This is a genomic window from Limnohabitans sp. Hippo4, from assembly GCF_003063605.1.
Lineage (GTDB): Bacteria > Pseudomonadota > Gammaproteobacteria > Burkholderiales > Burkholderiaceae_C > Limnohabitans_A.
In genome coordinates, this window is record NZ_NESE01000001.1 from 1,029,633 (window position 1) to 1,053,977 (window position 24,345).

Genomic DNA, 24,345 nt, shown 5'->3' on the forward strand with positions numbered 1-24,345 from the left:
TGTGTCAAACGATGTTTACATATAATCATATCGATTAGGGTAAACACTTAGACTTTCTGCCCACAATGAGCTGCGCATGGATGGGCATGGCGTTGGGCAAGTGCTCAATCTGGCCAAATCCGGCCTCTGCCATCAAATGCATCAGCTCTTCAGGGGTGCGAAGGCGCCCTGCGCCCATGGCCAGCAGGTAAAAGTGGAAATACGCGTCCGACTGGGCCGGGCCGGCATAAGACTCCGACAGGGCTTGCGCCATGGGTTCTGCCAACAAGAGGACTCCACCCAATGGGAGCGCTGCATGAATTTTTTGCAGCAACTGGCGCACCACGTCGTCAGGGTGATCGTGGGCCACGCGCACCAGCGTGATCAAATCGGCGCCTGTGGGCAAAGCGTCGTGCAAAAAACTGCCTGGGTGAAAACTCATCCGATCGCTCAAACCACGTTGCTGAACGTTGGCTTTGGCCAGTTCCAACACGGGTGGCAAATCAAACAATTTGACTTTCAAGTGGGGTGCATGCACAGCCATTTCTGAGGCAAAACGGCCCTTGCCAGCACCCACATCCAAGACGCATTGGTGCTCATCAAAGAAATAGCTGGACAAGATTTCTTCGATCACAAAACCTTGAGATGCCGCCATCAAATCGGAGTACCGGCTGAACTTGTCTTGAGGCTCACGCGTGGCAGCATTGGCGTCGTGCGCATAGGGCCAATAGGCCGCCATGTCGCCTTGCCATGCGTTGTTCAAAAAGCCCACCGGATCTTGCATGTCGGCGTACAGCAAATGGTTGTGCTCAATCATGGCGGCAATGCCGTCGTGCGTTGCCAAAGGCACGCCCAATGGGCCTAAGCCAAAACGTGCGCCACTTCTGCACTCCAACAAATTCAGCGAGACTGCCGATAAAAGCAGGCGCTGCAAGACGGGCGCAGGCATGTTGACGCGGGCTGCAATTTGGTGCAAATCGGCCGGCGCTTGGTGCAACATTTTGAACAGGTCGAGTCGAATGCAACCCAGCATCACCTGGGTGTGCACAAAGCCGGCCATCAAATCAAACAGCTTTTGAGTGCGACGGCGCGTCACCCAGCGCGTGAGCGGATTGGTGAGTGAAAAACTGTAAAGACGTGGACTGGCATAGAGCCGCTCTAGCCACGCCAAAAATCGATCATGCCAAGCGTCAGCCCCGTGCCCGGAGGCTGGCAAACTGGCCAAGTCAAGTTTGTGATTCACGCCCATTTGACAGCCTTGGCCAATGCAGCTTGCTTGCGGTAGTCCTCACACATCGACTTGGGGACCAATCGCTCTGACTCATGCAGCACCAATTGCTTCAACATGTCGCGGCAATTGCAATCCGGAATCGAGTCACCCGCTTTGGCGATCAAGCTGTCAAAGTGATGAATGGCGCCTTCCAAGCCCAAAGCTTGCGCCGAACTGGGCCTTGCATTCAAGACATCCTGCCCTGCTGGTTTACCCAAACTGGCCACATCGCCCAGAACATCGCGAATGTCATCGGCCACTTGGTAGGCCTCGCCCAAATACGCACCCAGCGGCGCCCATGGCTCATGCGCTTGACCGCTGGCAATGGCGCCAGCACAAGTTGCAGAAACAAACAGCGCACCCGTTTTGGCGCGTTGATACTGCCCCAAATCGGCCGTGGTTTCACACTCCCAGGCCTGGCCCGCCACAATGCCATTTGGCAAACCCACGCCTCTTGACAGGTTGTCCATCAGTTCAATGAGACGGTCTGGATAGGTCCGGCCAGCTTGCAACAGCGCTTGGTAGGCCATCACGATCAGGCCATCCCCCGTCAACAAGGCCAAAGGCTCCGAGAAAGCCTTGTGGACCGTGGGTTGTCCCCTACGGAAATCGGCATTGTCAAAGGTGGGCATGTCGTCGTGCACCAAGGATGCACAGTGCATGAATTCCAAGGCGACAGCGGCCGCATTGGTCAACTCGGGGGCATCGTCGCCACAGGCGGTGGCAACGGCCATGCACAGCTGGGGGCGAATGCGTGCACCGCCCGAAAACACCGCATGCTGCATGGCGGCTTGAAGCCGTTGGGGTGCACCAGCGCCCGCAGCGGCGTCGAAATGCAATTTCAGCGCCGCTTCCGCTCTTGTTAATAGACTCATGACACCCCCAGAGGAACCGTCAACGAAACGTGACAGAATTAAATGTCAATATAGTAATACATTGAGAAATGTCAATAGATGTTGACACTTAGTTTATTTTTGGCTGATTTAGGGCCAAATCATGGGGTGAAAAACCCCTTAGGGAGCGATATGCATGAACGTTCATTGCCTTGTTTGCCCATCGACGATGCGCAACGCTTTGTGCTGCACAACGAAATTCACACGCGACCCTCTGCCACCTTCAAGCTGCCAGCCCTGATTGTTTATGTTGCTGTCTTGAATGCAGGTGTCAGCGTCTCGGACGAATGCCAACACCTGCGGCAATTGGCCGGTCAAGACAGTTTGGACATCGACCAAATGAAGGGCAACTTTTTGCAACTTCAAAGTGATCAGTTCAAAATCATTTGGGAACGCCATACCGAATTCACGCGCTACACCATTGTTCAGGCATTGCCCGCGCATGCGCATTGGGGCAGCACCTTGCCCGACCTGGCCACCCACGTTGCCACGGGCATGGCTTGGTTAAAAGGCATTCCCGGCAAAACCATCACAGCCATTCACTTGGCCATGCTGAACGAAGGCATGGACGATCCAGATGCCATCTACAAATCCAAATTGTGGTTGGGCGAAGGAACCGTCATTGGCGCCAAAATGGGCCGCACCGCCGACGCCAATTCACACTCACACCTGATCACCAATTTGCGCATTGGCGCAGATGGCTTTGAAAGAATATTGGTGATGGCTGCACCCGGCACATCCGAGAACAGAGCCGGACGTATTGCACAGCGATTGTTGGAACTTGAAACCTATCGCATGATGTCTTTGCTCAGCTTGCCTGTGGCCAAGCAATTGGCAAGCAAGTTGGCAACCACAGAAGCACAATTGGTCGAGATCACCGCGCGCTTAGAAACCAATACCGTCAGCGACGAGGTCCTGTTGAGCGATTTGGCCAGTTTGGCCGCGCAAGTGGAAAGCACCACCGCTGAACACAGCTACCGTTTCTCGGCAGCACGCGCCTACGATGCCATTGTCAAAGAACGCATTTCTGAAATGCGTGAACGTCCCTTGTCGGGCATTCAAACAGTAGGCGAATTCATGCAAAGACGCTTGGCACCGGCCATGGCCACTGTCAATGCCACCTCCGAGCGTTTGGCTGCCCTGGCCCAACGTGTGTCACGCGCCAGCGCATTACTTCGAACACGCGTCGAGATTGCGGCTGAAGCACAAAACCAGCAACTGCTGGAAAAACTCACACGCGGACAAGCGCTGCAACTCAGACTGCAATCCACTGTGGAAGGCCTGTCGATTGCGGCCATCACTTACTACGTCGTCAGTCTCTGCCTTTACCTGGGCAAAGCATTGAAGGCGGCTGGCTTGAACATCAACCCAGAAATGCTGGCTGGATTTAGCACCCCCTTGGTTTTGTTGGTGTGTTGGCGAATGATCCAACACATCCACCGAAGCTTGAAAGAACTTTGAGATTGAGAACATGGACACTCAAGTCGTTAGAAATTACTTAACATCCTTGCAAAGCAGCATTACCACACGCATTGCCAACTTAGATGGCGGCAGCTTTTTGTCAGATCACTGGCACAAGCCACCTGGTGAGCCTTTGCAAGGCAGTGGCATCACGCAAATCCTTGAAAACGGCGCTGTGTTTGAAAGAGCAGGCTGTGGCTTTTCTCATGTAACAGGACCCAAACTGCCACCTTCAGCCACACACGACAGACCTGAGTTGGCGGGCGCCCCCTTTGAAGCCATGGGTGTTTCCTTGGTTTTTCATCCACGCAATCCCTATGCGCCAACAGTGCACATGAATGTGCGCATGCTGTCAGCCAAAGCAGCAGACGGCCAGACCGTGGCTTGGTTTGGTGGCGGCATGGACCTCACGCCCTACTATGGTTTTGAAGAAGATGCAGTGCATTTTCACCAAACGTGCAAAGACGCATTGACGCCACACGGTGCGCATTTGTACCCCCGCTTCAAAGCTTGGTGCGATGACTATTTTTGCTTGAAACACCGCAACGAACAACGCGGCATTGGCGGTGTTTTCTTTGACGACTTTTCAGAGTTTGGCAGCGAAAAAAGCTTCGATGTTTTGAAAAGTGTGGGCGACGCATTTTTAAGCGCCTATATGCCAATCGTTGAAAGACGCAAGGACACACCCTACGGTGAGAGGGAACGTACACACCAGCTTTACAGACGCGGCCGCTACGTTGAATTCAATTTGGTTTGGGACCGCGGTACGCATTTTGGTTTGCAATCAGGTGGCCGTACAGAATCCATTTTGCTGTCCATGCCGCCCTTGGTCAGTTGGTCTTACCAGCACCAAGCGCAAGCTGGCACACCCGAACACGATTTGATGAAAAACTTCATTGTGAAACGCGATTGGGTTTGACCTCCCACTGCTCAACTTGAGATGACATCCACACCATGACCCCATCCTTTCCCGCTCATCGCCCTCGCCGTTTGCGCCGCAACGACTTTAGCCGCCGACTGGTGCGAGAACACGCACTCAGTGTCAACGATCTCATCTATCCGGTGTTTGTACTTGAGGGCGAAAACCGCCGCGAGTCTGTCAAATCAATGCCCGGCGTCGATCGCGTCAGTCTGGATTTGCTGATGCATGTGGCCGAAGAATGCGTTGAGTTGGGCATTCCTGTGATGGCGCTTTTTCCTGTCATCAGCGCACACCTTAAAACACCCGATGGCATCGAGGCGACCAACCCCAAAGGTTTGGTGCCGCATGTGGTGGCCACTTTGAAAAAACATTTTCCAACGCTGGGCATCATGACCGACGTTGCGCTCGACCCCTACACCAGCCACGGACAAGACGGTTTGCTGGACGAGGCGGGCTACATCCTGAACGATGCCACTGTCAAAGTGCTCACACAGCAAGCTTTGGCACAAGCGCAAGCGGGTGTCGACATGGTGGCGCCCAGCGACATGATGGATGGCCGCATTGGCGCCATTCGCGCAGCGCTTGAGACGCATGGCCACATCAACACCCAAATCATGGCGTACAGCGCCAAATATGCCAGCGCCTTTTATGGCCCGTTCCGCGACGCCGTAGGTTCAGCCGCCAATCTGGGCAAGAGCGATAAAAAAACCTACCAAATGGACCCCGGCAATTCAGACGAAGCCTTGCGCGAAGTGGCGCTTGACATTGCTGAAGGCGCCGACATGGTGATGGTCAAACCTGGCATGCCCTACCTCGACATCGTAAGACGGGTCAAGGATGAGTTCAAAGTACCCACCTTCGCCTATCAAGTGTCTGGTGAATACGCCATGCTCAAAGCAGCCGCGCAAAATGGCTGGCTCGATCACGACGCCGTGATGATGGAGAGCTTGCTGGCATTCAAACGGGCCGGCGCTGATGGCATCTTGACTTACTTTGCCATCGACGCTGCCAAAAAATTAAAGACTTCCAACTGAAATCAAAGCACTTCTTTATGACCTCCACCATCACCATTGCAACCCGCGAAAGCCGACTGGCTTTGTGGCAAGCACATCACGTGAAGCAATTGCTTGAAGCCCAAGGCCATCAGGTGTCATTGCTGGGCATGACCACTCTAGGCGATCAGATTTTGGATCAACCTTTAAGCAAGGTGGGCGGCAAAGGCTTGTTCATCAAAGAACTTGAAGTTGCACTGGCAGATGGCTCGGCCCACATTGCGGTGCACTCCTTGAAAGATGTGCCCATGGATTTACCGCAAGGCTTTGCACTGGCGTGCATCTTAGAACGTGAAGATCCGCGCGACGCCTGGGTTTCGCCTCATTTTGACTCCCTCGAAAGTTTGCCTCAGGGCGCCGTTGTTGGCACTTCCAGCTTGCGCAGAACCGTGTTGCTGCATGCCCTGCGACCTGATTTGAAAATCGAACCCCTGCGTGGCAACTTGGACACACGCTTGCGCAAACTCGATGAAGGTCAATATGCCGGCATTGTGTTGGCCACAGCGGGTCTCAAACGCCTAGGGTTGGCTGAACGTATTCGACATAGCTTTGATTTAGACCGCATGATGCCTGCCGCAGGACAAGGCGCCATTGGCATTGAAATTTGCGACGATCGCCCCGACTTGGCAGCGCTCTTGGCACCCTTGAATGATTTGCCAACCGCCATCAGGGTGTATGCAGAGCGCGGTGTCAGTCGCACCATGGGCGGAAGTTGCTCAATGCCATTGGCTGCCCACGCCACACTTGAGAAGGGTGTCTTGGCCATCAGCGCTGCATGGGGTGATCCCCATAACAGCCATGCCCCATTGATACAAGCCAAAGATCAATGCGAGATCGACCTGAACCATCCCACAGTACTGCAGCAAGCCAGTGAATTGGGCATCAGAGTTGCACAACAACTGATTCAAAAAGGGGCTGTTGCCGTCATCAAATGAATTGGCATCAGGCCCTGGGATTCAAGCAATTGAATGATTGAAGTTTTGTTTCAGTGCGAAGCAAATCCACACAATTTAGCAATCACCCCTTGAGCAGTTTCTAGGTTCAAAGCATCACCTCGCCAAACTGTGTGCGCATCCGAGCGCACCAGCACAAAAGCATGGCGATACTCAGGCGGCACATTCGCTTGCGAGGAGACGTCGATGACAGTCAAAGGCATGCGCGCGACTGCGGCTTGCCCTTTCAAGGCTTCGACTGTTTCGCAAATCGGGTTGACAAAGCAAAGCAAGGTGTAGGCTGGCCCCAAGGCGTCATAAACTGAGCGCCCCTCTGCCAGCCAGAAATGCGGTGCACGACAACCGGGAACTGAGGAGGATTGAAAGCTGCCCATGCTGTAATCGGGCGCGCACTCTTCGTCATAGACCATCACAGGCGACTGATCGTAGTAGTAGCCGAAGTTCAGCCCTGCACAGCAATACTGCTGCACATTCAAGTCGTACAAATCTTGGCCAAACTCGGTGCGAGCCGCTTGACCAGCCGGACTGTCTTCTTCCAGATTTTCTGGAATTTGCCGGCGTCTTTGGCTCATGGCATGCGCATGGTTCATGGCAAAGCGCGACACTTGCTCGGTGATGGGATGTCGCTCTTTTTCATAAGCACTCAAAGCTTGTGGCGCCGCCCAGCCTTCTAGTTGTGCTGCCAAATGCCAGGCCAAATTGGCCGCATCTGCCAACCCTGCATTCATGCCATAGCCTGCATAGGGTACCCACAAGTGGGCGGCATCTCCGGCCACAAAGACTTTGCCACTTTGCAACTGATCACTGACCAGCCTTCGCCCAATCCAGTCTTCCTTGCTCATGACTTGATATTCGAAATCATCACCCACACCCAAAATGGTTCGGATGGCCCAATCTCGATCGACGGCCTCAAAATCCACCTCATGGTCGCGCAAGTAGTTGTGAATCAGCCAAACCTCTTTGCCATCAATGGCGTAGATGTTGCCGCTACGGCGCGGGTTGACCGTGAACATGGCCCAAGCCGGTGCAGCTTTCATTTTCGCAATCAGTCCCGGGGCACGGATGCAAGTGCTTTGAACCCGTTGCACCACTTCGTCGCCGACCAATTTGGCGCCAATGCCTTTACGGACCATGGAGCGTCCGCCATCGCAGCCCACCAAATACGAGGCTTGAATGGCGAAAGCAGGTGCATCAGGCTGTTCCAAGTTTTGAACTTGCGCGGTAACTTGGTGTTCATCCTGTTCAAAGGCAATCACCTGGTGCTTGTACAAACATGTGATCAAGGCTTGCTTTTGAACATGTTGCCGCAGAATGGGTTCGATGTAACGCTGATTGATTCTGTGCGGAGGCTCTGGTGTTGGCCAATGGCCATCCGGACCTGAGTGATCGGTGAGGCGTGTGTTTCGGCCTGGGATGTGAATTCTGGCAATCTCTTCACCCAAGGTGCTGGTTCTGTAAGACACACTGTGCGGGTAGTCATCTGGCAGACCTGCTGCGCGCAAGTCTTGCGACACCCCCAAGGCTCGGAACAGTTCCATGCTGCGCGCTGAAATGTGGTTGCACTTCACATCGGGCAATACCTCTGCGGCGCGCAATTCCACCAAGACACTGGCAATGCCTCTTTGGGCTAAACACAAAGCCATGGTCATGCCCACGGGGCCAGCGCCCACAATCAACACAGGTGTGTTGAATTTGATGTCGGCGCTCATACTGTCACCTTCAATGCATCGTATTCAAACAGCCAGTCGTAGTGTCGGCGAACTTTTTCGGGCTCCCATTCAGTGCTGACATAGTCAACCGCTTTGTTGGCATCGGAAAGTTGGGGGTTGTGAAAGCGCTTGGCGTTGTCACTAGAGCGGTTCACGATGTCGGCTGTGCGTTGCCAACGTAGCGCTTCAAATTTCTCAAAGGCTTCTGGGGCCGTTGAATAAGCGTCTAAACAACGCGCCATGACAGCAGCATCTTCGATGGCCATGTTGGCGCCTTGCGCTAAAAAAGGCAAGGTGGGATGTGCGGAATCGCCCACCAGGCAAATCGATCCTTGTGCCCACCCTCTTTGTGGGGTTCTGCCAAGCAAGGCCCATTTGAAGGGTTGCTCAATTTTGCGCATCAACGCAAGCACATCCTCATGCCAGTGACCAAAGTCTTGAAGCAGCTCTTCGTGCGTGCCCTGCTCTGTCCACGATTCACCCTGCCAGCCCTCTTTTTCAATGATGCCCACCACGTTCATCAGTTGGCCACCGCGAACAGGGTAAGTGATGACATGCGCACCCGGCCCCACCCAATTGGTCCCCACGGGCGCTTGTAAATGCGACGCAATGGATTGAATGGGAACCAAACCACGCCAAGCCAACAAACCTGTGAATTGCGCTTTGTCTTCGCCCAACAACTTTTCGCGCAACACCGAGTGAACGCCATCAGAGGCAATCAAGCCATAGGCCATGTGGCGACTGCCATCTTGCAATTCGAAACTTGCACCGCCTGAGGTACTTTGCGCAGACACCACCCGGGCATTCAACCTCACTGGTGCATCCGACCTTGCGTTGAAAGCATCTAACAACACTTTGTGCAGGTCACCTCGGTGCACCATCCAATAAGGCGCGCCAAAGCGCGACAAGCAATCGTCACCCAGGTCAAACAATTTCCAACGTTGACCTGTATTCCACATGCGAATCTCTTTGCCCTGCGCTTGTGACACCACTTGGTGCAAGGCATTTTCCAAACCCAAACTTTGAAGAATGCGTGTGCCGTTGGGTGAAATTTGCAGACCTGCACCCACCTCGCCTAATTGCGAAGCTTGCTCATAGACATCCACCTTCCAACCCAACTGCAACAAAGACAGCGCAGTGGTCAGGCCTGCGATGCCAGCGCCAGCAATGGCGATTCGCTTGTCATTCATTCAGAACCATCACTCTGCTTTGATGTTGTTGTCTTTTGCCACTTGGGTCCAAAGTTGAATTTCTTGCGAAATGGTTTTGGCCAAATCTGCAGAAGAGCTGCCCACAGCTTTGATGTCCAACTTGGCCATGCGCTCTTGCACATCAGGCAAGGCCATGATGCGCGCCACTTCTTCTTGCACACGCTTCACAATCGGCGCCGGCGTGCCTGCAGGCGCCAGCAAGCCACTCCAGAAATTGACTGACACATCCACGCCCTGCTCTTTCAAGGTTGGCACTTGCGGGTAGGCGGCAAGGCGCTGCTCTGAGGTCACACCCAGTGCACGCAATTTGCCAGCTTTCAACAAAGCGGCAATGGGGCCAGAGTCAATCAAGGTCATTTGCACTTCTTGGGTGAGCACCGCATTGATGGAGGGGGCACTGCCTTGATAAGGCACGTTCATGGCTTTCAAGCCCGTTTTGGTTTTGACCAACTCCATCACCAGCTGAAACGAAGCGGATGGGTACGAGTAATTGAACTTGCTCGGGTTGGCCTTGGTGAGGTTGACCAGTTCGGCAAACGTCTTGGCAGGTGATGCTTCGTTCACCGCCAAAATCATGGGGAAAGAACCCACCAATGAAATGGGCGTCAAATCGGTCATGGGGTTGTATGACAGTTTGGCTACCAAAGCGGGATTGAACACAATGGGTCCACTGGCCGCCATCAGCAAGGTGTAGCCATCGGGGGCCGCTTTGACCACCAACTCGGTCCCCACAATGGCACCAGCACCAGGTTTGTTTTCAACCACCACAGGTTGACCCAATGCCGGCGCTAATTTTTCTGCCACCACGCGGGCCAAGATGTCGTTGGCGCCACCGGGCGCATAAGGCACCACAATGCGCACCGGCTTAGAAGGCCACGCAGTTTGCGCATGCACCACGCCAGCCAAACTGGCCAACAAGGTCAATGCCGTTCCAACAACAGCCATGCGCTTGCTTGAAGAAAATTGGGTGTGTGTCATGTTTGTTTCCTTTTCAATCTCAATGCTTTGGAAAAACTCAATCTGTAACGAGGCGCTCAGTTAGAGTGGGGTGATGCGCACATGCAGCAGTGCGCTTTGTCCAGCGTCCAAGGCCGCCAAGCAGCGTGCCACAGCGGCAGCAACATCCGCTGGATGTGACAGCCTCTCGCCATGCGCGCCTGCGGCTTCTGCAATTGCTGCGAAATCTGTGCCGTAACCCAAATCGGAAGCAAATTGATTGGTCTCTTTCGCTTCCCCTTGGGGGTACATGCGCAAGGTCGACTCCTTCACAGCCGACCATCCGCCGTTGTCTAGAAGGACCGTCAGGATGGGCAAGTTGTATTGGCGGGCCACTGCATACACCGCACTGGGGTTGCTAAAGTAAAACGAACCATCGCCCACAAAATGAATCACGCGGCTCTTAGCTTGCGCCAATTTAATGCCCAAAGCCGTGCCTGCGGAAAACCCAAGTCCACCGCCTGACAGGCCGACCAAACTGCCTGGCAATTCACGCGGAATTTGCTCAAAGACCGCCATGGTGTTGCGAATGGCCTCATTCAAAATCACATCGTCCGGCTTGATTTGTTGCGCCAGTGCCGCACACAGGTAGTGCGGATTGATGGCATTCAAGGTGCCCGGTGCACTGGCCAATGCAGCCACTCGCTGCTGATTGGACTGATGTGCCTGTTGAAGTGCTTGACCACGCGCTTGCGCTTTGCGTTTGAATTCGGCACTTGCTGTTTGCTCAATGACCGCAATCAATTGCTGGAGTAACTTGACGCTGTCGCCTTCGATGCGTGCATTCAAGGGGAAGCCCCACATCGGAATGTCGCGCTTGATGGCATCGACATCCAACTGCGCCCAATAAGCTTTGGGATTGACGCGCGTTGTTTTGGGAATCCAAGGCACATCCACGTCCACCATCAAACCAAAGTCGGCCTGCTCTGTAAAAGCTGCAGGGTTGTAGCCAGCAAAATAAGGAGAGTCTCGGCGGATGTTGAGATAGATCGTGTTGAACTCACAAACACGCATGCCGCACAAGGTCGCCAATTTTTCAATCAAGGCAGGCGCCTCGTGGTTTCGGCCTGCATAGGCCGTGACCAGCATCGGATTTTCTGAAGCCATCAACTTGTCCGCAATGGCTTGCACCGCCGCCAAATCAGCACCCTGCGCTTTCACAGGCAAATGGTTTTGATGGCCATAAGCACCGATGCTGCTTGCATCTACGGGCGCCGCCAAGACCTCGCGGGGCAGTGTGAGGTACACCGGTCCTGTTGGATCGCTTTGCATCACCGCCCCTGCCCTTGAAACAACCTCATGCGCCATGGCGGGCCATGCCAAGTTGTATTCCCATTTCACATAGGGCCGAACCACACTGGCTTGGTCAAAAGGCTCTTGAATGAAATGCACATAGGTGTCGCGACCGCCAGTAGCTTGATCGAATGTGCTCATGGGCGCACGACCCGCAATCAACAACACTGGAATGCGTGTACGGCACAGGTTGTGCAGGCCCATGGCCGCGTTGGCAGTGCCAGCATCCACGTGCACCAGCACCGCCTGTCCGCGGCCTGTTGCAACGGCATAGCCGCCCGCCATGTGAACCGCCGTGTTCTCGTGCGGACACAAGATCAGTTTGGGAAACGAGCGACCTTGTGCACGCCAATGCGCCATCTCTTCAATCAGGGGGGCGTGGTCTGTGCCCAAATTACAAAACAAATAGTCAATGCCTAAATCAACCAAGCCTTGAAGCAAGTCATGGGAAGCTGTGCGTGTGTAGGTGTCGCTCATGGTCATTTGTTGAGGAGGCCAGCCGATTTGACAACGGGCAACATCGATTTCAATTCAGATTCAATTCTTTGGCGAACCACCTCGGGTCCGGCACTGTCGCTTTCATGCCCCAGCTTGCTGAAGGCTTCGCGGGTGCTGGGCATGTCCAAGAACTTTTTCACTTCTTGTCCAACGCGCGCCACAATGCTGGCAGGCGTTTTGGCAGGCGCATACAAGGCCAACCAAATTTCAAACTCATTGCCTGGATAGCCTGCTTCAGCCAAGGTGGGCACCTCTGGCATAAAGCGGGAGCGCTGATGCGAGGCCACTGCCATGGCACGCAACGTACCCGCTTGAATTTGCCCTTTGACTGGCGCCAGGTCGGCCATCACCATCACCACACGGCCCGTGACCAAGTCGGAAACGGCTGGCGGGAATCCTTGGTAAGGCACGTGAATCATGTCCACGCCAGCGCTTTGCGTCAGCATGGCGGTGCCCACATGGCCCATGGAGCCGATGCCGTTGCTGGCATATGGCAATTGGCCTGGTTTGGATTTGGCATCGGCCATCAACTCTTTCAGCGAGTTGTACTTGTTGACTGGCGATGTAATCAGGAAAAAAGGCAAACGCGACACCATGCTGACGGGTGCAAAGTCTTGCAATGGGTCAAAGGGCAACTTGCCAGGGTGAGTGAGGGGCAACAGAGACATGGTGGAGCCACCTGTCAGCAGAAAGGTGTAACCATCGGGTGCTGCACGTGCCACCATGTCCGCACCGATCACGGTGCCGCCACCTGGCTTGGGATCGATCACGGTGGACTGACCCAACACGGTGGTGAGATGCTGCGCGACCAATCGGGCCGCGGCATCCACACCGCCGCCGGCTGGATACGGCACCACGATGCGGATGGGTTTGGCCGGCCACTCTTGCGCAAAACTGCCAAAAGGCAACAAGCCCAGCAGGCAGAGGAGGATGAGTTGGCGAATCAAGGGGATCTGCATCATGAGGTCACTTCCACAAAAACTGTGTTGTCACGCTATCACGCCCCTTAAGGGCGGCAAAGCATGAAAACCCCAAGTTTGTGAGCTTCCGTCACACACCTACGCGCTCTGGCTCTTGTGGCGCTGAAGAATAGCGAGGATGAGTTGAACCACCCATTGCCAATGCAAAAACGCACCGCTAAAGTTGGCGCCAATTCAAGGAGCATTTATGGACAGTCGCATGATTCAATGGAAGTCTTTGGTCTTCAGCGCTTTATTGGGCTTGACGATTTGCCAAAGCGGCTTTGCACAATCCAGTGACTATCCCACCAAGCCCATCAAAGTGGTGGTGACCTTCCCCCCGGGTGGCAGCTCGGATGCCATCATCCGAATCTTGTCCACGCGCCTGAACGATAAATTGGGACACCCACTGGTTTTAGAAAACCGCCCTGGTGCTGGTGGCAACATTGGTTTAACCGCTGTGGCCAAAGCCGCACCCGATGGTTATGTGTTGGGCGTGGGTGCTGCTGGCGGGCTGACTGCCAACGTCAGCCTCTACCCCCAAATGCCATTTGATGTGACCAAAGATTTTGCGCCCATCACCATGTTGGCCTCCATTCCCTTCGTGCTGGTGGGTCATCCTTCGGTGCCAGCCGACAACCTGCAGCAGCTGATTGCGTTGGCCAAATCACAACCGGGCAAAGTGTCGATTGGCCACGGTGGCAATGGCACCGCCATGCATCTGTCGACAGCCTTGTTCACCCAAATGGCCGACGTCAAATTGATCGAAGTGCCTTATCGCGGTTCTGGACCTGCCGCCATGGACACGCTGTCGGGTCAAATTCAATTGTCGATCACCGATTTGGCAGCAGCACTGCCCCACATCAAAGCGGGCAAGCTCAAAGCCTTTGCGGTGACCAGTCCCAAACGCTTGAGCAATTTACCCGACGTGCCCACCTTGTCTGAAAGTGGTCTCACTGGCTATGACTCTACCGGTTGGTTTGGCTTGGTGGCGCCTACCGGCACACCGCCCCAAATCATTCAACGCCTGCATGCCGAATTCACAGCAGCTTTGAACGATGAAGCGATCAAATCGCAAATGCGTCAAAACGGCATGGAACCTGTTGCCACGTCGATCGAAGGCTTTGATGCGTACATCAAAAGCGAAACCCAAAAATGGGCGCGCGTGATTCGTCAAGCCAACATCAAACTGAATTGAAGTTCAACATGTCTACAAAATTTGACAGCGATGTCTTGGTGGTGGGCGCAGGCCCCGTGGGCTTAACACTGGCCACCGATTTGGCGCAACGCGGCGTCACCGTCTTGATGGCTGAAATTCGCGAATTTGCCCAACCACCCAATGTGAAATGCAACCACGTTTCAGCGCGCAGCATGGAGCACTTCAGACGTCTGGGCATAGCGCCTACATTGCGCGCTGCAGGTTTGCCAGAAGACTACCCCAACGACGTGGTGTTTCGCACCAGCATGACGGGCATGGAACTGACGCGCATTCCCATCCCCGGCAGAAGCACGCGTTACACGGAAACCCAAGGACCCGATACAGGCTGGGACACACCCGAGCCGCCACACCGCATCAACCAAATCTATTTGGAACCTTTGCTGTTGAAGCATGCTGTGTCGCACAAGGGCGTCAGCTTGCGCAATCGAACCCAAGTGACTGACATTGTGCAAGACGAAGAAGGTGTCCATGTCAGCTTGCTGAATTTGGACACCCAAGAAAGTCAAACTGTTCGCGTACGTTACGTAGCGGGCTGCGACGGTGGCAGTTCGTTTGTGCGCAAAAAAATAGGCGCCAAGTTAGAAGGCACTGAAATGATTCAACGCGTTCAGTCGACTTACATTCATGCCCCCGATTTGATCCATTTGCTGCCAGGCAAACCCGCTTGGTGCTACTACTCGGTCAACACCCGCCGGTGTGGCACCGTGTTTGCCATCGATGGACGTGAGAAATGGTTGGTGCACAACCATTTACACCCTACCGAGCCCGAGTTTGACTCCGTTGACCGTGACCAATCGATTCGCAACATTTTGGGTGTGGATGCCGATTTCAAGTACGACGTCATCACCAAAGAAGACTGGGTGGGTCGTCGCTTGTTGGCCAACCAATTCCGCGATCGCCGCGTGTTTTTGGCGGGCGATGCTGCGCATTTGTGGGTACCCTATGCGGGCTACGGCATGAATGCAGGTATTGCCGATGCCACCAATTTGGCATGGCTTTTAGACGCCGCCATCAAGGGCTGGGCAGCGCCCTCCATTTTGGACGCCTACGAAGCCGAACGCTTCCCCATCACAGAGCAAGTCTCGCATTTCGTGATGAACCATGCGCAGAAAATGATCAAAGCACGCCGTGCCGTGCCACACAACATTGAAGCCATGGACGCAGAGGGAGAAGCCGCTAGAAAAGCCACAGGTGACGAAGCCTACGAGTTGAACGTTCAGCAGTTTTGCTGCGAAGGCCTTAACTTTGGTTATTACTACGAAGGCTCGCCCATCATTGCGCATGAGGAAGAAGCTGCGCCAGCTTATTCCATGGGATCGTTCACACCTTCCACGCTGCCGGGATGCCGTACGCCTCATTTCTGGCTGGATGACGGCACTTCGCTTTACGACCTGTTGGGCAAAGGTTACAGCCTGCTGCGCATGGACGACACAGTGGATGTGCAAGGCTTTTTAGACCAAGCCAAGGCACAGAATGTGCCCATGACCTTCGTTGATTTGGTCAAGCAAACTCAAATTCCTGAAGCCTACAAGCACAAATTGATTTTGTGCAGAACCGATCAGCACGTGGTGTGGCGTGGCAACAGACTGCCCGATGCAGCAGAAGACTTGATGGCCCTGCTGAAGGGTCAGGCCACCGCCATGGCCTGACGATCGTCGTGGCTTAAGTGATGTTGAACACGCGTTCAGCATTGCTACCGCGAATGGCTGCACAGGCTTTGTCGGACAGCTTGGCCGTGTTGGCGAACGAGCCTTTGGTGTCGTGCACTTGGTGCGGCCAATCGGTGCCAAACATCACGTGGTCTTGTCCCACCACCGAGATCAAATACTCCAACGCACCCAAGTTGTAAGTGATGGTGTCGTAGTAAATGTGACGCAAGTAGTCTGTGGGCTTTTGCTTCATTTGACGGCGTGAAGCAATTTCCACTTCATCGCCTTTTTCAAATCGGCCCACCAAATAGGGCAAGGTGCCGCCGCCGTGCGATGCAATGATTTTGAGTTTGGGGTACTTGTCAAAGAAGCCTTCAAAAATCATGCGCGTGATGGCCAGCGTGGTGTCAAACATGAAACCCACAGACCAGCTCAAATCGAATTTGGTCATGTCCATCATGTCCACGCCAGGCGGATCGGTGGGGTGTACCAACACGGGCAAGCCGCGTTTGTCGATCTCGGCCCAAATGGGCGCAAACATAGGATCGGTCAGGCTTTTGCCAGAAATATTGGCCAAGACCATCACACCGCTTGCGCCGTTGCGGCAGGTGCGGTCTAGCTCCTCAATCGCCCTTTGAGGATATTCCCAGGGTAAGGATGTAAACCAACGAATGCGGTCGGGGTAGGTCGTTTGCGCTTGGGCCATGGTGTCATTGGACTCGCGGGCTGCACGGCAGCTGATCTCTTCATTGCCCCAATACACATTGGGACAAGTGAGCGACACCACTGAAATGTCGATGCCTGCAGCGTCCATGTGCTTGATGCGCAGGTCGTAATCGAAATGACCCTTTTGCGGAATGACCACCGGTGTGTCCCCGCGAAAAACCTCTTGCTGACCGTCTGGCCTTGTTTTGATGTTGTACTGGCCGCCTTCGGCTTTCAGCAGCTCCAGCCACTTGGGGGTAAACATGTGCGTGTGAACATCAATGACTGACATGGTCTCGGTCTCCGTTGAATGAATATTTGGCTGACATCATGAAAACCCCAATGGGCTTTGTGCCTGATTATGGCCAAACTTGGTCTTTTCAGTTGTCCATTGATTTCACCACGATAGGAATTCTCATGAAGCGTCAATTTTTGAAACTTGCTCTGTTGAGCGCTGGCATGGCATTGGCTGGCTTGTCGGGTACTGCAATTGCACAAGACAAACCGACTTTGAAAATTCTCGTGGGCTTTCCGCCAGGTGGCTCTGTTGACGTGGTGGCCCGTTTGTTGGCCGAACGCATGCGCACCTCGCTCGATCAGAACGTCATCGTCGAAAACAAACCCGGCGCCGCGGGTCGCATTGCACTTGGCGAACTGAAGCGCGCCAATCCCGATGGCAACACCTTGGCCTTGGTGCCCTCGGGTGGTTTGGTCATCATGCCTTGGTTGTACAAAAACTTGGGCTACGACCCTGTCAAAGATTTCTCGCCCATTGCGCGCGTCACCACGTTTGACTTTGCAGTCACCACAGGCCCCGGCTCCCCTGCTACAGACATCAAATCTTTAATGGGCTGGCTGAAAGCCAATCCAGGCAAAGCCAACTACGCAACCTCTGGCGCAGGCACAGTGCCTCACTTTGCAGGTCAATTGTTGGCTCAAGAATCCAACACGCCCATGACGCATGTGGCCTACAAAGGTGGCGCCCCCGCCGCGCAAGACCTCATTGGTGGCCAAATTCCCGTCATGATTGACACCGCATCCGAAACACTAGAGCACCACAAAACAGGCAAGCTGAAAATTGTGGCTGTGACAGGTGAATCACGCTCTGCTGCTTTACCCGAAGTACCCACCTTGAAAGAAGTTGGCATCAATGTGGTGGCCGATGCCTTCTTTGGCTTGTATGGCCCTGCTGGCATGCAAGCCGATCGCACGCAAAAGATCAGCGATGCTGTGGCGCAAGCTTTGAACAATCCTGAAATTCAAAACCGCATCAAAGGCTTTGGATTGGTACCTAGTTATGCCAATGCCGCGGCTTTGACAGCTTCGCAGGCCACACACTTGAAGCGTTGGGAAGCGCCTATTAAGGCTTCGGGTTATACCGCGGAATAAGCTACGAGTTCCTATCGCAGTGCTCAAGGCCCTAGGCCTTGGGCACTACATCACTTCAAAAAAGCGCATGACCACTTTGTCGGGATGCCTTGCACCAGTGCCAATGAACAATTTTTCGCTGATCCAAGACAGCGATTTTGAAGCTGTTTCAAATTGGGGTGTGCAGCGGAAGTAAACAAGTTGTGGGTCTACTTTCTCGCCGCGAATTAATCGCGCCATGACTTCGGGTGATGCCGTTCGCAATGCGCGATTTTGAACAAAAATTAAATCGCCGGCATCCGTTTCCAGAACGTACCTGGCGTCGAGTTCTGCCAAACTCTGATTCACAATCATTTGAAAATCTGCGCCACCGCGAAGCACGCGGGCCGTCCAGCCATTGCCATGAACTTCGCCGCCCAAGATGGGAATGACACGGCGCTGCCCATGCACTGTGGCACCCACTTCTTGCGGCTTGTCCACTTGAACCGACAGATCGGCAAAGAATTTGAGTTCGGGGGTTGGTAAATCAAACATGAGTAGAGTCAGTTTTGGGCAGTTTTCAAAAAGATGGCGTGAATTTATCGACCCGCAATGGCAATCAGTTCAACCTCAAATTGCAGCGTTGCGTTGGGCGGAATGACGCCACCAGCACCCCTGGCGCCATAGGCAATGCCTGGCGGGCATGTCAACTTGGCCTTGCCGCCCACCTTCATCAATTGAACACCTTCGGTCCAGCAAGGAATGACGGCATTCAATGGAAAGTCGATGGGCTGATTGCGCTTGTAGGAGCTGTCAAATTCCTTGCCATCGGGAAACGTACCGCGGTAATGCACTTTCACCTTATCGGTGGCGGAAGGACTTGCGCCATGTCCGTCTTGCAACGATCGGAACACCAATCCGGAAGCGGTAACTTTGGCGCCTGACTCTTTGGCCGCCACTTGCGCAAAGTCGCTTTGCGCCAGTGCAGAAGAAGCAGCAACGGCACACAAAGCCAGTGCAGTGAAAGTAGCTTGAATTGAATACATCTTGAATGTCTTTGGTAAGTTGTCTGAATTTTTCTGCAAGCTTACTTGGCAGGACGATGCAAAACGCAAATCTTGTTGCCAATGGGATCGCGAAGGTAGGCCAAATTCAAAGTGCCAAATGAACCTTCTCGGGGTCCTGGTGGATCTTCACAGGGCGTTCCACCGTTGGCAATGCCAGCTGCATGAAATGCGTGGACTTGCTCTAGCGTTTCGGCCAGAAAGCCAATCGTGCCACCATTGGCTGGCGTAGCGGGCTGGCCGTCCAGAGGTTGGGTGATGGAGAAAGAACCCTTGGGGGTGCGGTAGAAATAACGCGTGTTGTTATTGATCACACCAGGGCCGATGCCCAAAGTGCCAAGCACTGCGTCGTAAAACTTTTTGGATGCCTCGAGGTCATTGGCACCGACCATCACGTGACTGAACATTGATTTTTCCTTTGGTTAATGGGTTTTAGCAACCTGAATCATTTTCATTCAAATTGAAGCATAGAGGTATCAGCTTTGAAGCAAGGGCTTATTTCTGCTGTGCAAAACAATACGCAACGATGGCATTGGCGTGCCCGTGACCCATGCCGTGTTCACTCTTCAGCCAATTCACAAGTTCCATGTGTTTCAAACCTTTTTGTTGCTTCACAAGCTTGATCCAATGGTCTATGGGTTGCCCGTATTTCTTTTCAATGGATGGAAAGTAAGAAGCTGGGCCTGTCGCTTTGAGTTGTTCGCTCATCTCGTTTCTTTCATTAACTGATAACCATCAGACTGTCATGCAATAGACCGCCAACATAGAACCATTTCCAACGGTTGCAGCATGTCCATCAAAGGGCTTCATGACGCTTTTTTTGAAGGTTTTTACATTGATGCGCAACCATTGACCTGATATTTTAGGACTGGAATCATAGGCAGGACGTAAAAAAACCCTGTCATTCCTGACAGGGCTTTTCTTCATTCAAAGTGTCAAGCAGTGTTGCCATTTACTCAGGCTGCAAATTAATGGCCTTGGCAATACCTCTGTAGCGAGCCGTGTTGTCTGCATAAATTTTATTCATGGCAGCCAGCGGCTGTGGACGAGGAACAATCATCGACTGCGCCTACAGTGCTTCGCGCACTGAAGGGTCGTTGGCCACTTCACTCAAAGCCTTGTGCAACGCCTGCACCACGGCTTCAGGTGTATCTTTGCGCACAAAATAACCAGACCACATTTCAAAGACAAAATCTTTGAGTGCTTTGCTTTCGTTCAATGTAGGCGCTTTCTTGAACATGCTTTGGCAGTCTGCAGACAGCACACCCACCACTTTGAGCTTGCCCTCTTCCACCAGTTGGACATGTGCTCGCCCAGCAAGTGGTAAATGGAGCCAGGACCCACGCTGGCGAAAGTCATGGGTGCACCAGATGCTGCAGCCTTTTTGGCGTTGGCCACCAGTTCATCGCCGTTATTCACGGGTAAGTCTTTGCGGGCTAAGACGGCCATGGGATTGATGGTGATCATTTGCACCAGGCGAAACTCATCGCTCTTGTACTTCACCGCTGCGTTGGCCAATGGGGCAAAGATCAGCTCGTTCGGGCCACCTTGAAAAATGATGTGACCATCGGCAGGGGCGTTCAGCACTTTTTGTGCGGCAATGGCGCCACTGGCACCGCCTAAGTTTTCAATAATCACCGGTTGACCCAGGTGTTTGGCCATCCGCGGCAGTGCGCCTCACTTGGTAGAGGTAGAAGTCAAGCTGACGCCCTAGCTGAATGACCACGCCAGGTTTGGATTGGTCACTTTGGCGAACAAGGGGGAGGCTTTGTACTTGAATGAAATACGCATGCTGATGCGGCAGAGTTTCAAATAAGCTTTTGATTCACTCTTTTAGAAAGCTCTTCAAGAATAGACAGTTAATCAGACAACTTAGACACGCATGCCCTTTTCATTGATCACCACTTCACCATCTTCTTTGGTAAATGCACCACGCTGGGGTTCAACAAGAATATCAAGCACGGCTTCAGACGGGCGACATAACTTTGTTCCAAGTGACGTCACCACGATTGGGCGATTGATGAGGATTGGATGCGCCATCATGAAATCCAACAAATCATCGTCAGACCATTTTTCGTTTCCCAAATCTAGCTCTTCGTACGGAGTGCCTTTCTGACGAAGCACATCCCTGACTGGCAAGGACATGTCAGAAATCAACTTCTTGAGTTGTTCTTTTGAAGGCGGTGTCTCCAAGTAAAGAACCACCTCAGGTTCGACACCAGCGTTGCGAATCAGGGCTAAAGTATTGCGCGAAGTGCCGCACTTTGGGTTATGGAAGATTGTGACCATCAAGAACTCCTAATTAGCTCAACTTTATCATTTCAGAACTTCGCATTGAGCAGGATAGCTTATGGCCAATGATGCAAGATGAATGCCGTTCGTTCTGATTTGTTATCTTTTTCTGATGAGATTGGAGGAGGAGCAGGTAAGCGCCAACTTGATTTAAATTGACGCATAGCAGACTGAACGATCACTGGAAACTGAGTGGACCCTTCATTGATTAGTTTTCATTCACATCAAGAATAAAACCTACAACAAATAAACCAAGTGAAAAGAAATACAAGCCTGTGAATTCGTCGGTCAACGAATGGACTATGAGTGCAACGACCAGCAACAAGGTGCCAACCATTGAACAGCCAATAGCGAAGAGGTTGGAATTCGAAGTGGGCATTTGCAACTTTCTGTAGTTGCCCCAATGTAGAAAAACCACCCCAGTTTGTAAATTCGCCCCAAGCCGTACGGGCAAGCCCTTATGTCAACTTAAGATTTGACCGAAATGCGTAGAAGGTCAGCAAGCGTCTTTATTCCCAGTTTTTCCATCACCCTAGCCTTATGAACCTCTACCGTTCTCGGACTGATTTTTAGTAATTCTCCGATTTCACGATGACTTTTCCCTTGGGAAAGAACATGAAAGACTTCTTTTTCCCGAGGAGTCAGCAAGCTCAGCTTTTGATTTTGATGGATATGTTCGGTAGTGGCAGATAAATTCTGAAATGAACGATTGATAGACTCCAAAAGCTGTTCAAGTACAAATGGCTTTTCCAAAAAGTCCACGGCATTGCCTAAAAATGCTTCACGCATCACTTGAACATCTGCAAAAGCAGTTAGAAAAATGATTTGAACTGGTGTCTTTAAACTGAGCAAACGGTTTTGTAGCTCAAGTCCGCTCATGCCTGTCATCTTCAAATCCAAAATGATACAAGCGGGGCGATTGGGCAAACTAGATAGGAAAGACTCAGCACTTTCATAAGTCCGGCAGTCGTAGCCTTTCAAACCAAGCATTAAGCTGAGTGAGTCACGCACAGATGCATCATCATCAACAATACATATCAGCTGGTTTTCAAACATCTATTTTGTTCCCAGTTGGCAATGAAACAACAAAACATTTTTTAGGTTTTGATCGGTACGAAATTGATCCGTCATTGTTTTCAATCAACGACTTACTGATAGACAAACCTAATCCCAAACCATCTTTTTTTCCACTGTAGAAAGGCTTAAAAATAATTTCAGTTTCGTAGATATCAAGAGTTTTACCTGAATCAAAAATACTTATTTCAACTCGCTGCTGCTTATTTAATGCAAACATTACCTCAACGAGTCCATCCGAGTTGGCTGACTCTATCGCATTCTTGATCAAGTTGCCTAATGCCGTTTTCACTTGAGTGATGTCCACCATCACCCACACGGGTTCGCTGAGCTTTTCAATCTTTAATTGAACATTTAACTTTTGAGCGTAGCTTTCTAACTGCGAAACTGCATCTATCACCAACTGATCAACATCTACCAACTTAATGTTTGAAGCACCTCCGATGAAAAAACTTCTCAAACCACGAACAATCTCAGACGCACGAATCGACTCTTTGATGATTTGATCTAGTGTTTTTCGCAATGTATCTTTGTTTTTTCCGTTTAACTCGGTGTGTTCACTTGACGAAAGCAACATCGCAGATTCAGCATAGGCATTGATAGCACTCATTGGCTGATGCAGTTCGTGCGCAAGAGATCCTGCCAACTCACCCGCTGCCACCAACTGCAATGTTTCTTTCAACTTTTCTTGTGTATTCAATCTTTCGTCAACAACAGTACCAATAAGCAAACCTGTCATAGATAAAGTAAACATCACAATTTGCATATCAATCAAATCACTGGGCAACACGCCTATCTGTGTAAAACTGATCACTAAAGGTACTTGAATCACCGCCGCGGCAAATGTAGCACCTGGCAAAGAATGCGCCGCACCAATCAAGCCGACTGCAAAGAATAGTGGGAAAAAATATTTCATCTGCAATGCAATAGGCAAGGAAAAAACAAAATATTCACAAATTAGGAGCCCCAAGAACAATAGCCAAAATGATTGACTTTTAAACATTTGTTTAAATTGCTCTTGACGGTATGGATTTAAAAACAAAAGAGACAACGGAAGTACAACCACCAGCCCCAATAAATCACCGACAAAAAAACGATAACTCGCCTCAACAAAATCGTCTTTGACTAATTTTCCAATTAATGTTTGAAAGCCAACATACAAGATTGCTGTAACTACCGCGCCAATCACGCTGACCAAACTCAGTTTCAAAACCTCTACTCGGTTTTGCAGTCTCGGAACACCTTTCATCAGTTTGATCAAGACATAAGAAATACTTGAGTAGCAGCCAATCAATATCGCATTTCCAATCAAAACAGAAGAAGAAAAGATAACTGAATCGCGGATTAGCCAATCAGCAAATCCAATTGTGAAAAAAACCCACGGAGCCCACATCAATCCAGCCCAAGTTAGGAAAAGTACTTGAACAGCGGCAGGCGGATTCCAAGGCGTGATGTTGAGCTGCCCCATTGGATGAATAAAACTTAGCCAGTCAACGCATACATACACAAGCGAAAACACCATCGCTAAAATTAAGTTTTTGATTGAATGAGTCATTATTTGTAAAGTTATACCTCAGCCTTATATCAGCTAACTACAAATAGAACTTTGCTCAACAGTCAACAACTCAAAGAAGCCGAACCAAGTGTGAAAGTTGTGCAGCAAGAAAAAAGCGACTCGAATGAGTCGCTTTTAAAGTGGTGGGCCCACCAGGACTTGAACCTGGGACCAAAGGATTATGAGTCCTCTGCTCTAACCAACTGAGCTATAGGCCCTTGGGCGCTGATTGTACTTTGCCCAA

At 52.0% G+C, this 24,345-nt stretch carries 23 protein-coding genes, 1 tRNA gene and 1 pseudogene; 7 read left to right on the plus strand and 18 right to left on the minus strand.

Features of this window, described 5'->3' with window-relative positions; all coding sequences use genetic code 11:
• Positions 1-34: 34 nt before the first annotated feature.
• Together B9Z46_RS04825 and B9Z46_RS04830 are read right to left on the minus strand one after the other, a co-directional pair.
• Positions 35-1,228, minus strand: coding sequence for a methyltransferase (locus tag B9Z46_RS04825; RefSeq protein WP_108254721.1), 1,194 nt, complete (start codon positions 1,226-1,228; stop codon positions 35-37).
• Positions 1,219-2,124 carry a polyprenyl synthetase family protein gene (locus tag B9Z46_RS04830; protein ID WP_055360002.1) on the minus strand — a complete coding sequence of 302 codons (906 nt, stop codon included), beginning with the start codon at positions 2,122-2,124 and terminating at the stop codon, positions 1,219-1,221. The genes B9Z46_RS04825 and B9Z46_RS04830 overlap by 10 nt, the downstream gene beginning before the upstream one ends.
• A gap of 150 nt (positions 2,125-2,274) precedes the next feature.
• Between B9Z46_RS04830 and B9Z46_RS04835 the strand changes: the two genes are divergently transcribed.
• The 4 genes from B9Z46_RS04835 to hemC are packed head-to-tail and all read left to right on the plus strand — an operon-like array spanning position 2,275 to position 6,512.
• Entirely contained in the window at positions 2,275-3,603 is a 1,329-nt protein-coding gene (locus B9Z46_RS04835; RefSeq protein ID WP_108254722.1) for a DUF3422 family protein, read from the plus strand.
• Between the two features lie 10 nt (positions 3,604-3,613).
• Positions 3,614-4,522 carry an oxygen-dependent coproporphyrinogen oxidase gene (hemF, locus tag B9Z46_RS04840; protein WP_108254723.1) on the plus strand — a complete coding sequence of 303 codons (909 nt, stop codon included), beginning with the start codon at positions 3,614-3,616 and terminating at the stop codon, positions 4,520-4,522.
• Positions 4,523-4,557: 35 nt separating this feature from the next.
• Positions 4,558-5,559: a porphobilinogen synthase gene (gene hemB / locus B9Z46_RS04845; RefSeq protein WP_108254724.1), complete on the plus strand. Its 1,002-nt coding sequence runs from the start codon at positions 4,558-4,560 to the stop codon at positions 5,557-5,559.
• Between the two features lie 17 nt (positions 5,560-5,576).
• Positions 5,577-6,512, plus strand: coding sequence for a hydroxymethylbilane synthase (gene hemC / locus B9Z46_RS04850; protein WP_108254725.1), 936 nt, complete (start codon positions 5,577-5,579; stop codon positions 6,510-6,512).
• A 50-nt stretch (positions 6,513-6,562) separates the two neighbouring features.
• On the opposite strand, the gene B9Z46_RS04855 is transcribed toward hemC, so the two are convergent.
• Genes B9Z46_RS04855 through B9Z46_RS04875 form a run of 5 tightly spaced genes read right to left on the minus strand, consistent with a single transcriptional unit; the run spans position 6,563 to position 13,199 of the window.
• Positions 6,563-8,239: an FAD-dependent oxidoreductase gene (locus B9Z46_RS04855; RefSeq protein ID WP_199220542.1), complete on the minus strand. Its 1,677-nt coding sequence runs from the start codon at positions 8,237-8,239 to the stop codon at positions 6,563-6,565.
• A complete protein-coding gene (locus tag B9Z46_RS04860; protein WP_108254726.1) occupies positions 8,236-9,429 on the minus strand; it encodes an FAD-dependent monooxygenase in 1,194 nt (397 codons plus the stop codon). The genes B9Z46_RS04855 and B9Z46_RS04860 overlap by 4 nt, the downstream gene beginning before the upstream one ends.
• Before the next feature lie 9 nt (positions 9,430-9,438).
• Positions 9,439-10,428, minus strand: coding sequence for a tripartite tricarboxylate transporter substrate binding protein (locus B9Z46_RS04865; RefSeq protein WP_055359995.1), 990 nt, complete (start codon positions 10,426-10,428; stop codon positions 9,439-9,441).
• Between the two features lie 60 nt (positions 10,429-10,488).
• The gene (locus tag B9Z46_RS04870) at positions 10,489-12,216 is read right to left on the minus strand and encodes a thiamine pyrophosphate-requiring protein (protein ID WP_108254883.1); all 1,728 of its coding nucleotides are present in this window, start codon (positions 12,214-12,216) and stop codon (positions 10,489-10,491) included.
• A 2-nt stretch (positions 12,217-12,218) separates the two neighbouring features.
• On the minus strand, positions 12,219-13,199 hold the full coding sequence (locus B9Z46_RS04875; RefSeq protein ID WP_108254727.1) for a tripartite tricarboxylate transporter substrate binding protein: 981 nt from the start codon (positions 13,197-13,199) through the stop codon (positions 12,219-12,221).
• 205 nt (positions 13,200-13,404) lie between these two features.
• On the opposite strand from B9Z46_RS04875, the gene B9Z46_RS04880 reads away from it, so the two are divergent.
• Together B9Z46_RS04880 and B9Z46_RS04885 are read left to right on the plus strand one after the other, a co-directional pair.
• Positions 13,405-14,394 carry a tripartite tricarboxylate transporter substrate binding protein gene (locus tag B9Z46_RS04880; protein WP_108254728.1) on the plus strand — a complete coding sequence of 330 codons (990 nt, stop codon included), beginning with the start codon at positions 13,405-13,407 and terminating at the stop codon, positions 14,392-14,394.
• A gap of 8 nt (positions 14,395-14,402) precedes the next feature.
• Complete coding sequence (locus tag B9Z46_RS04885) at positions 14,403-16,064, plus strand: FAD-dependent oxidoreductase (protein WP_108254729.1); 1,662 nt, start codon at positions 14,403-14,405, stop codon at positions 16,062-16,064.
• A gap of 13 nt (positions 16,065-16,077) precedes the next feature.
• Here B9Z46_RS04885 and B9Z46_RS04890 read toward each other — a convergent pair whose 3' ends face one another.
• On the minus strand, positions 16,078-17,061 hold the full coding sequence (locus B9Z46_RS04890; protein ID WP_055359991.1) for an amidohydrolase family protein: 984 nt from the start codon (positions 17,059-17,061) through the stop codon (positions 16,078-16,080).
• A gap of 125 nt (positions 17,062-17,186) precedes the next feature.
• Here B9Z46_RS04890 and B9Z46_RS04895 point away from each other — a divergent pair, with 125 nt between their 5' ends.
• On the plus strand, positions 17,187-18,158 hold the full coding sequence (locus B9Z46_RS04895) for a Bug family tripartite tricarboxylate transporter substrate binding protein (protein ID WP_108254884.1): 972 nt from the start codon (positions 17,187-17,189) through the stop codon (positions 18,156-18,158).
• 45 nt (positions 18,159-18,203) lie between these two features.
• Here the strand turns inward: B9Z46_RS04895 and B9Z46_RS04900 are convergent, their stop codons facing one another.
• From B9Z46_RS04900 to B9Z46_RS04950, 10 genes and pseudogenes are all read right to left on the minus strand, one after another.
• A complete protein-coding gene (locus B9Z46_RS04900; RefSeq protein WP_108254730.1) occupies positions 18,204-18,671 on the minus strand; it encodes a DUF3237 domain-containing protein in 468 nt (155 codons plus the stop codon).
• Between the two features lie 44 nt (positions 18,672-18,715).
• Positions 18,716-19,162, minus strand: coding sequence for an FKBP-type peptidyl-prolyl cis-trans isomerase (locus B9Z46_RS04905; protein WP_108254731.1), 447 nt, complete (start codon positions 19,160-19,162; stop codon positions 18,716-18,718).
• A gap of 41 nt (positions 19,163-19,203) precedes the next feature.
• Positions 19,204-19,587, minus strand: a complete 384-nt coding sequence (locus B9Z46_RS04910) for a VOC family protein (RefSeq protein ID WP_055359989.1) — start codon at positions 19,585-19,587, stop codon at positions 19,204-19,206.
• Positions 19,588-19,675: 88 nt separating this feature from the next.
• On the minus strand, positions 19,676-19,888 hold the full coding sequence (locus B9Z46_RS04915; protein ID WP_108254732.1) for a DUF4287 domain-containing protein: 213 nt from the start codon (positions 19,886-19,888) through the stop codon (positions 19,676-19,678).
• A gap of 27 nt (positions 19,889-19,915) precedes the next feature.
• Positions 19,916-20,107: a hypothetical protein gene (locus B9Z46_RS15100; protein WP_108254733.1), complete on the minus strand. Its 192-nt coding sequence runs from the start codon at positions 20,105-20,107 to the stop codon at positions 19,916-19,918.
• A 142-nt stretch (positions 20,108-20,249) separates the two neighbouring features.
• Positions 20,250-20,842: pseudogene (locus B9Z46_RS04930) on the minus strand (tripartite tricarboxylate transporter substrate-binding protein).
• 210 nt (positions 20,843-21,052) lie between these two features.
• Positions 21,053-21,469, minus strand: a complete 417-nt coding sequence (arsC, locus tag B9Z46_RS04935; RefSeq protein ID WP_108254736.1) for an arsenate reductase (glutaredoxin) — start codon at positions 21,467-21,469, stop codon at positions 21,053-21,055.
• A gap of 471 nt (positions 21,470-21,940) precedes the next feature.
• Positions 21,941-22,528, minus strand: a complete 588-nt coding sequence (locus tag B9Z46_RS04940; RefSeq protein WP_055359985.1) for a response regulator transcription factor — start codon at positions 22,526-22,528, stop codon at positions 21,941-21,943.
• Positions 22,521-24,101 carry an ATP-binding protein gene (locus B9Z46_RS04945; protein ID WP_082466714.1) on the minus strand — a complete coding sequence of 527 codons (1,581 nt, stop codon included), beginning with the start codon at positions 24,099-24,101 and terminating at the stop codon, positions 22,521-22,523. The genes B9Z46_RS04940 and B9Z46_RS04945 overlap by 8 nt, the downstream gene beginning before the upstream one ends.
• 141 nt (positions 24,102-24,242) lie before the next feature.
• A tRNA-Ile gene (locus B9Z46_RS04950) sits at positions 24,243-24,319 on the minus strand.
• Between the last annotated feature and the right edge of the window lie 26 nt (positions 24,320-24,345).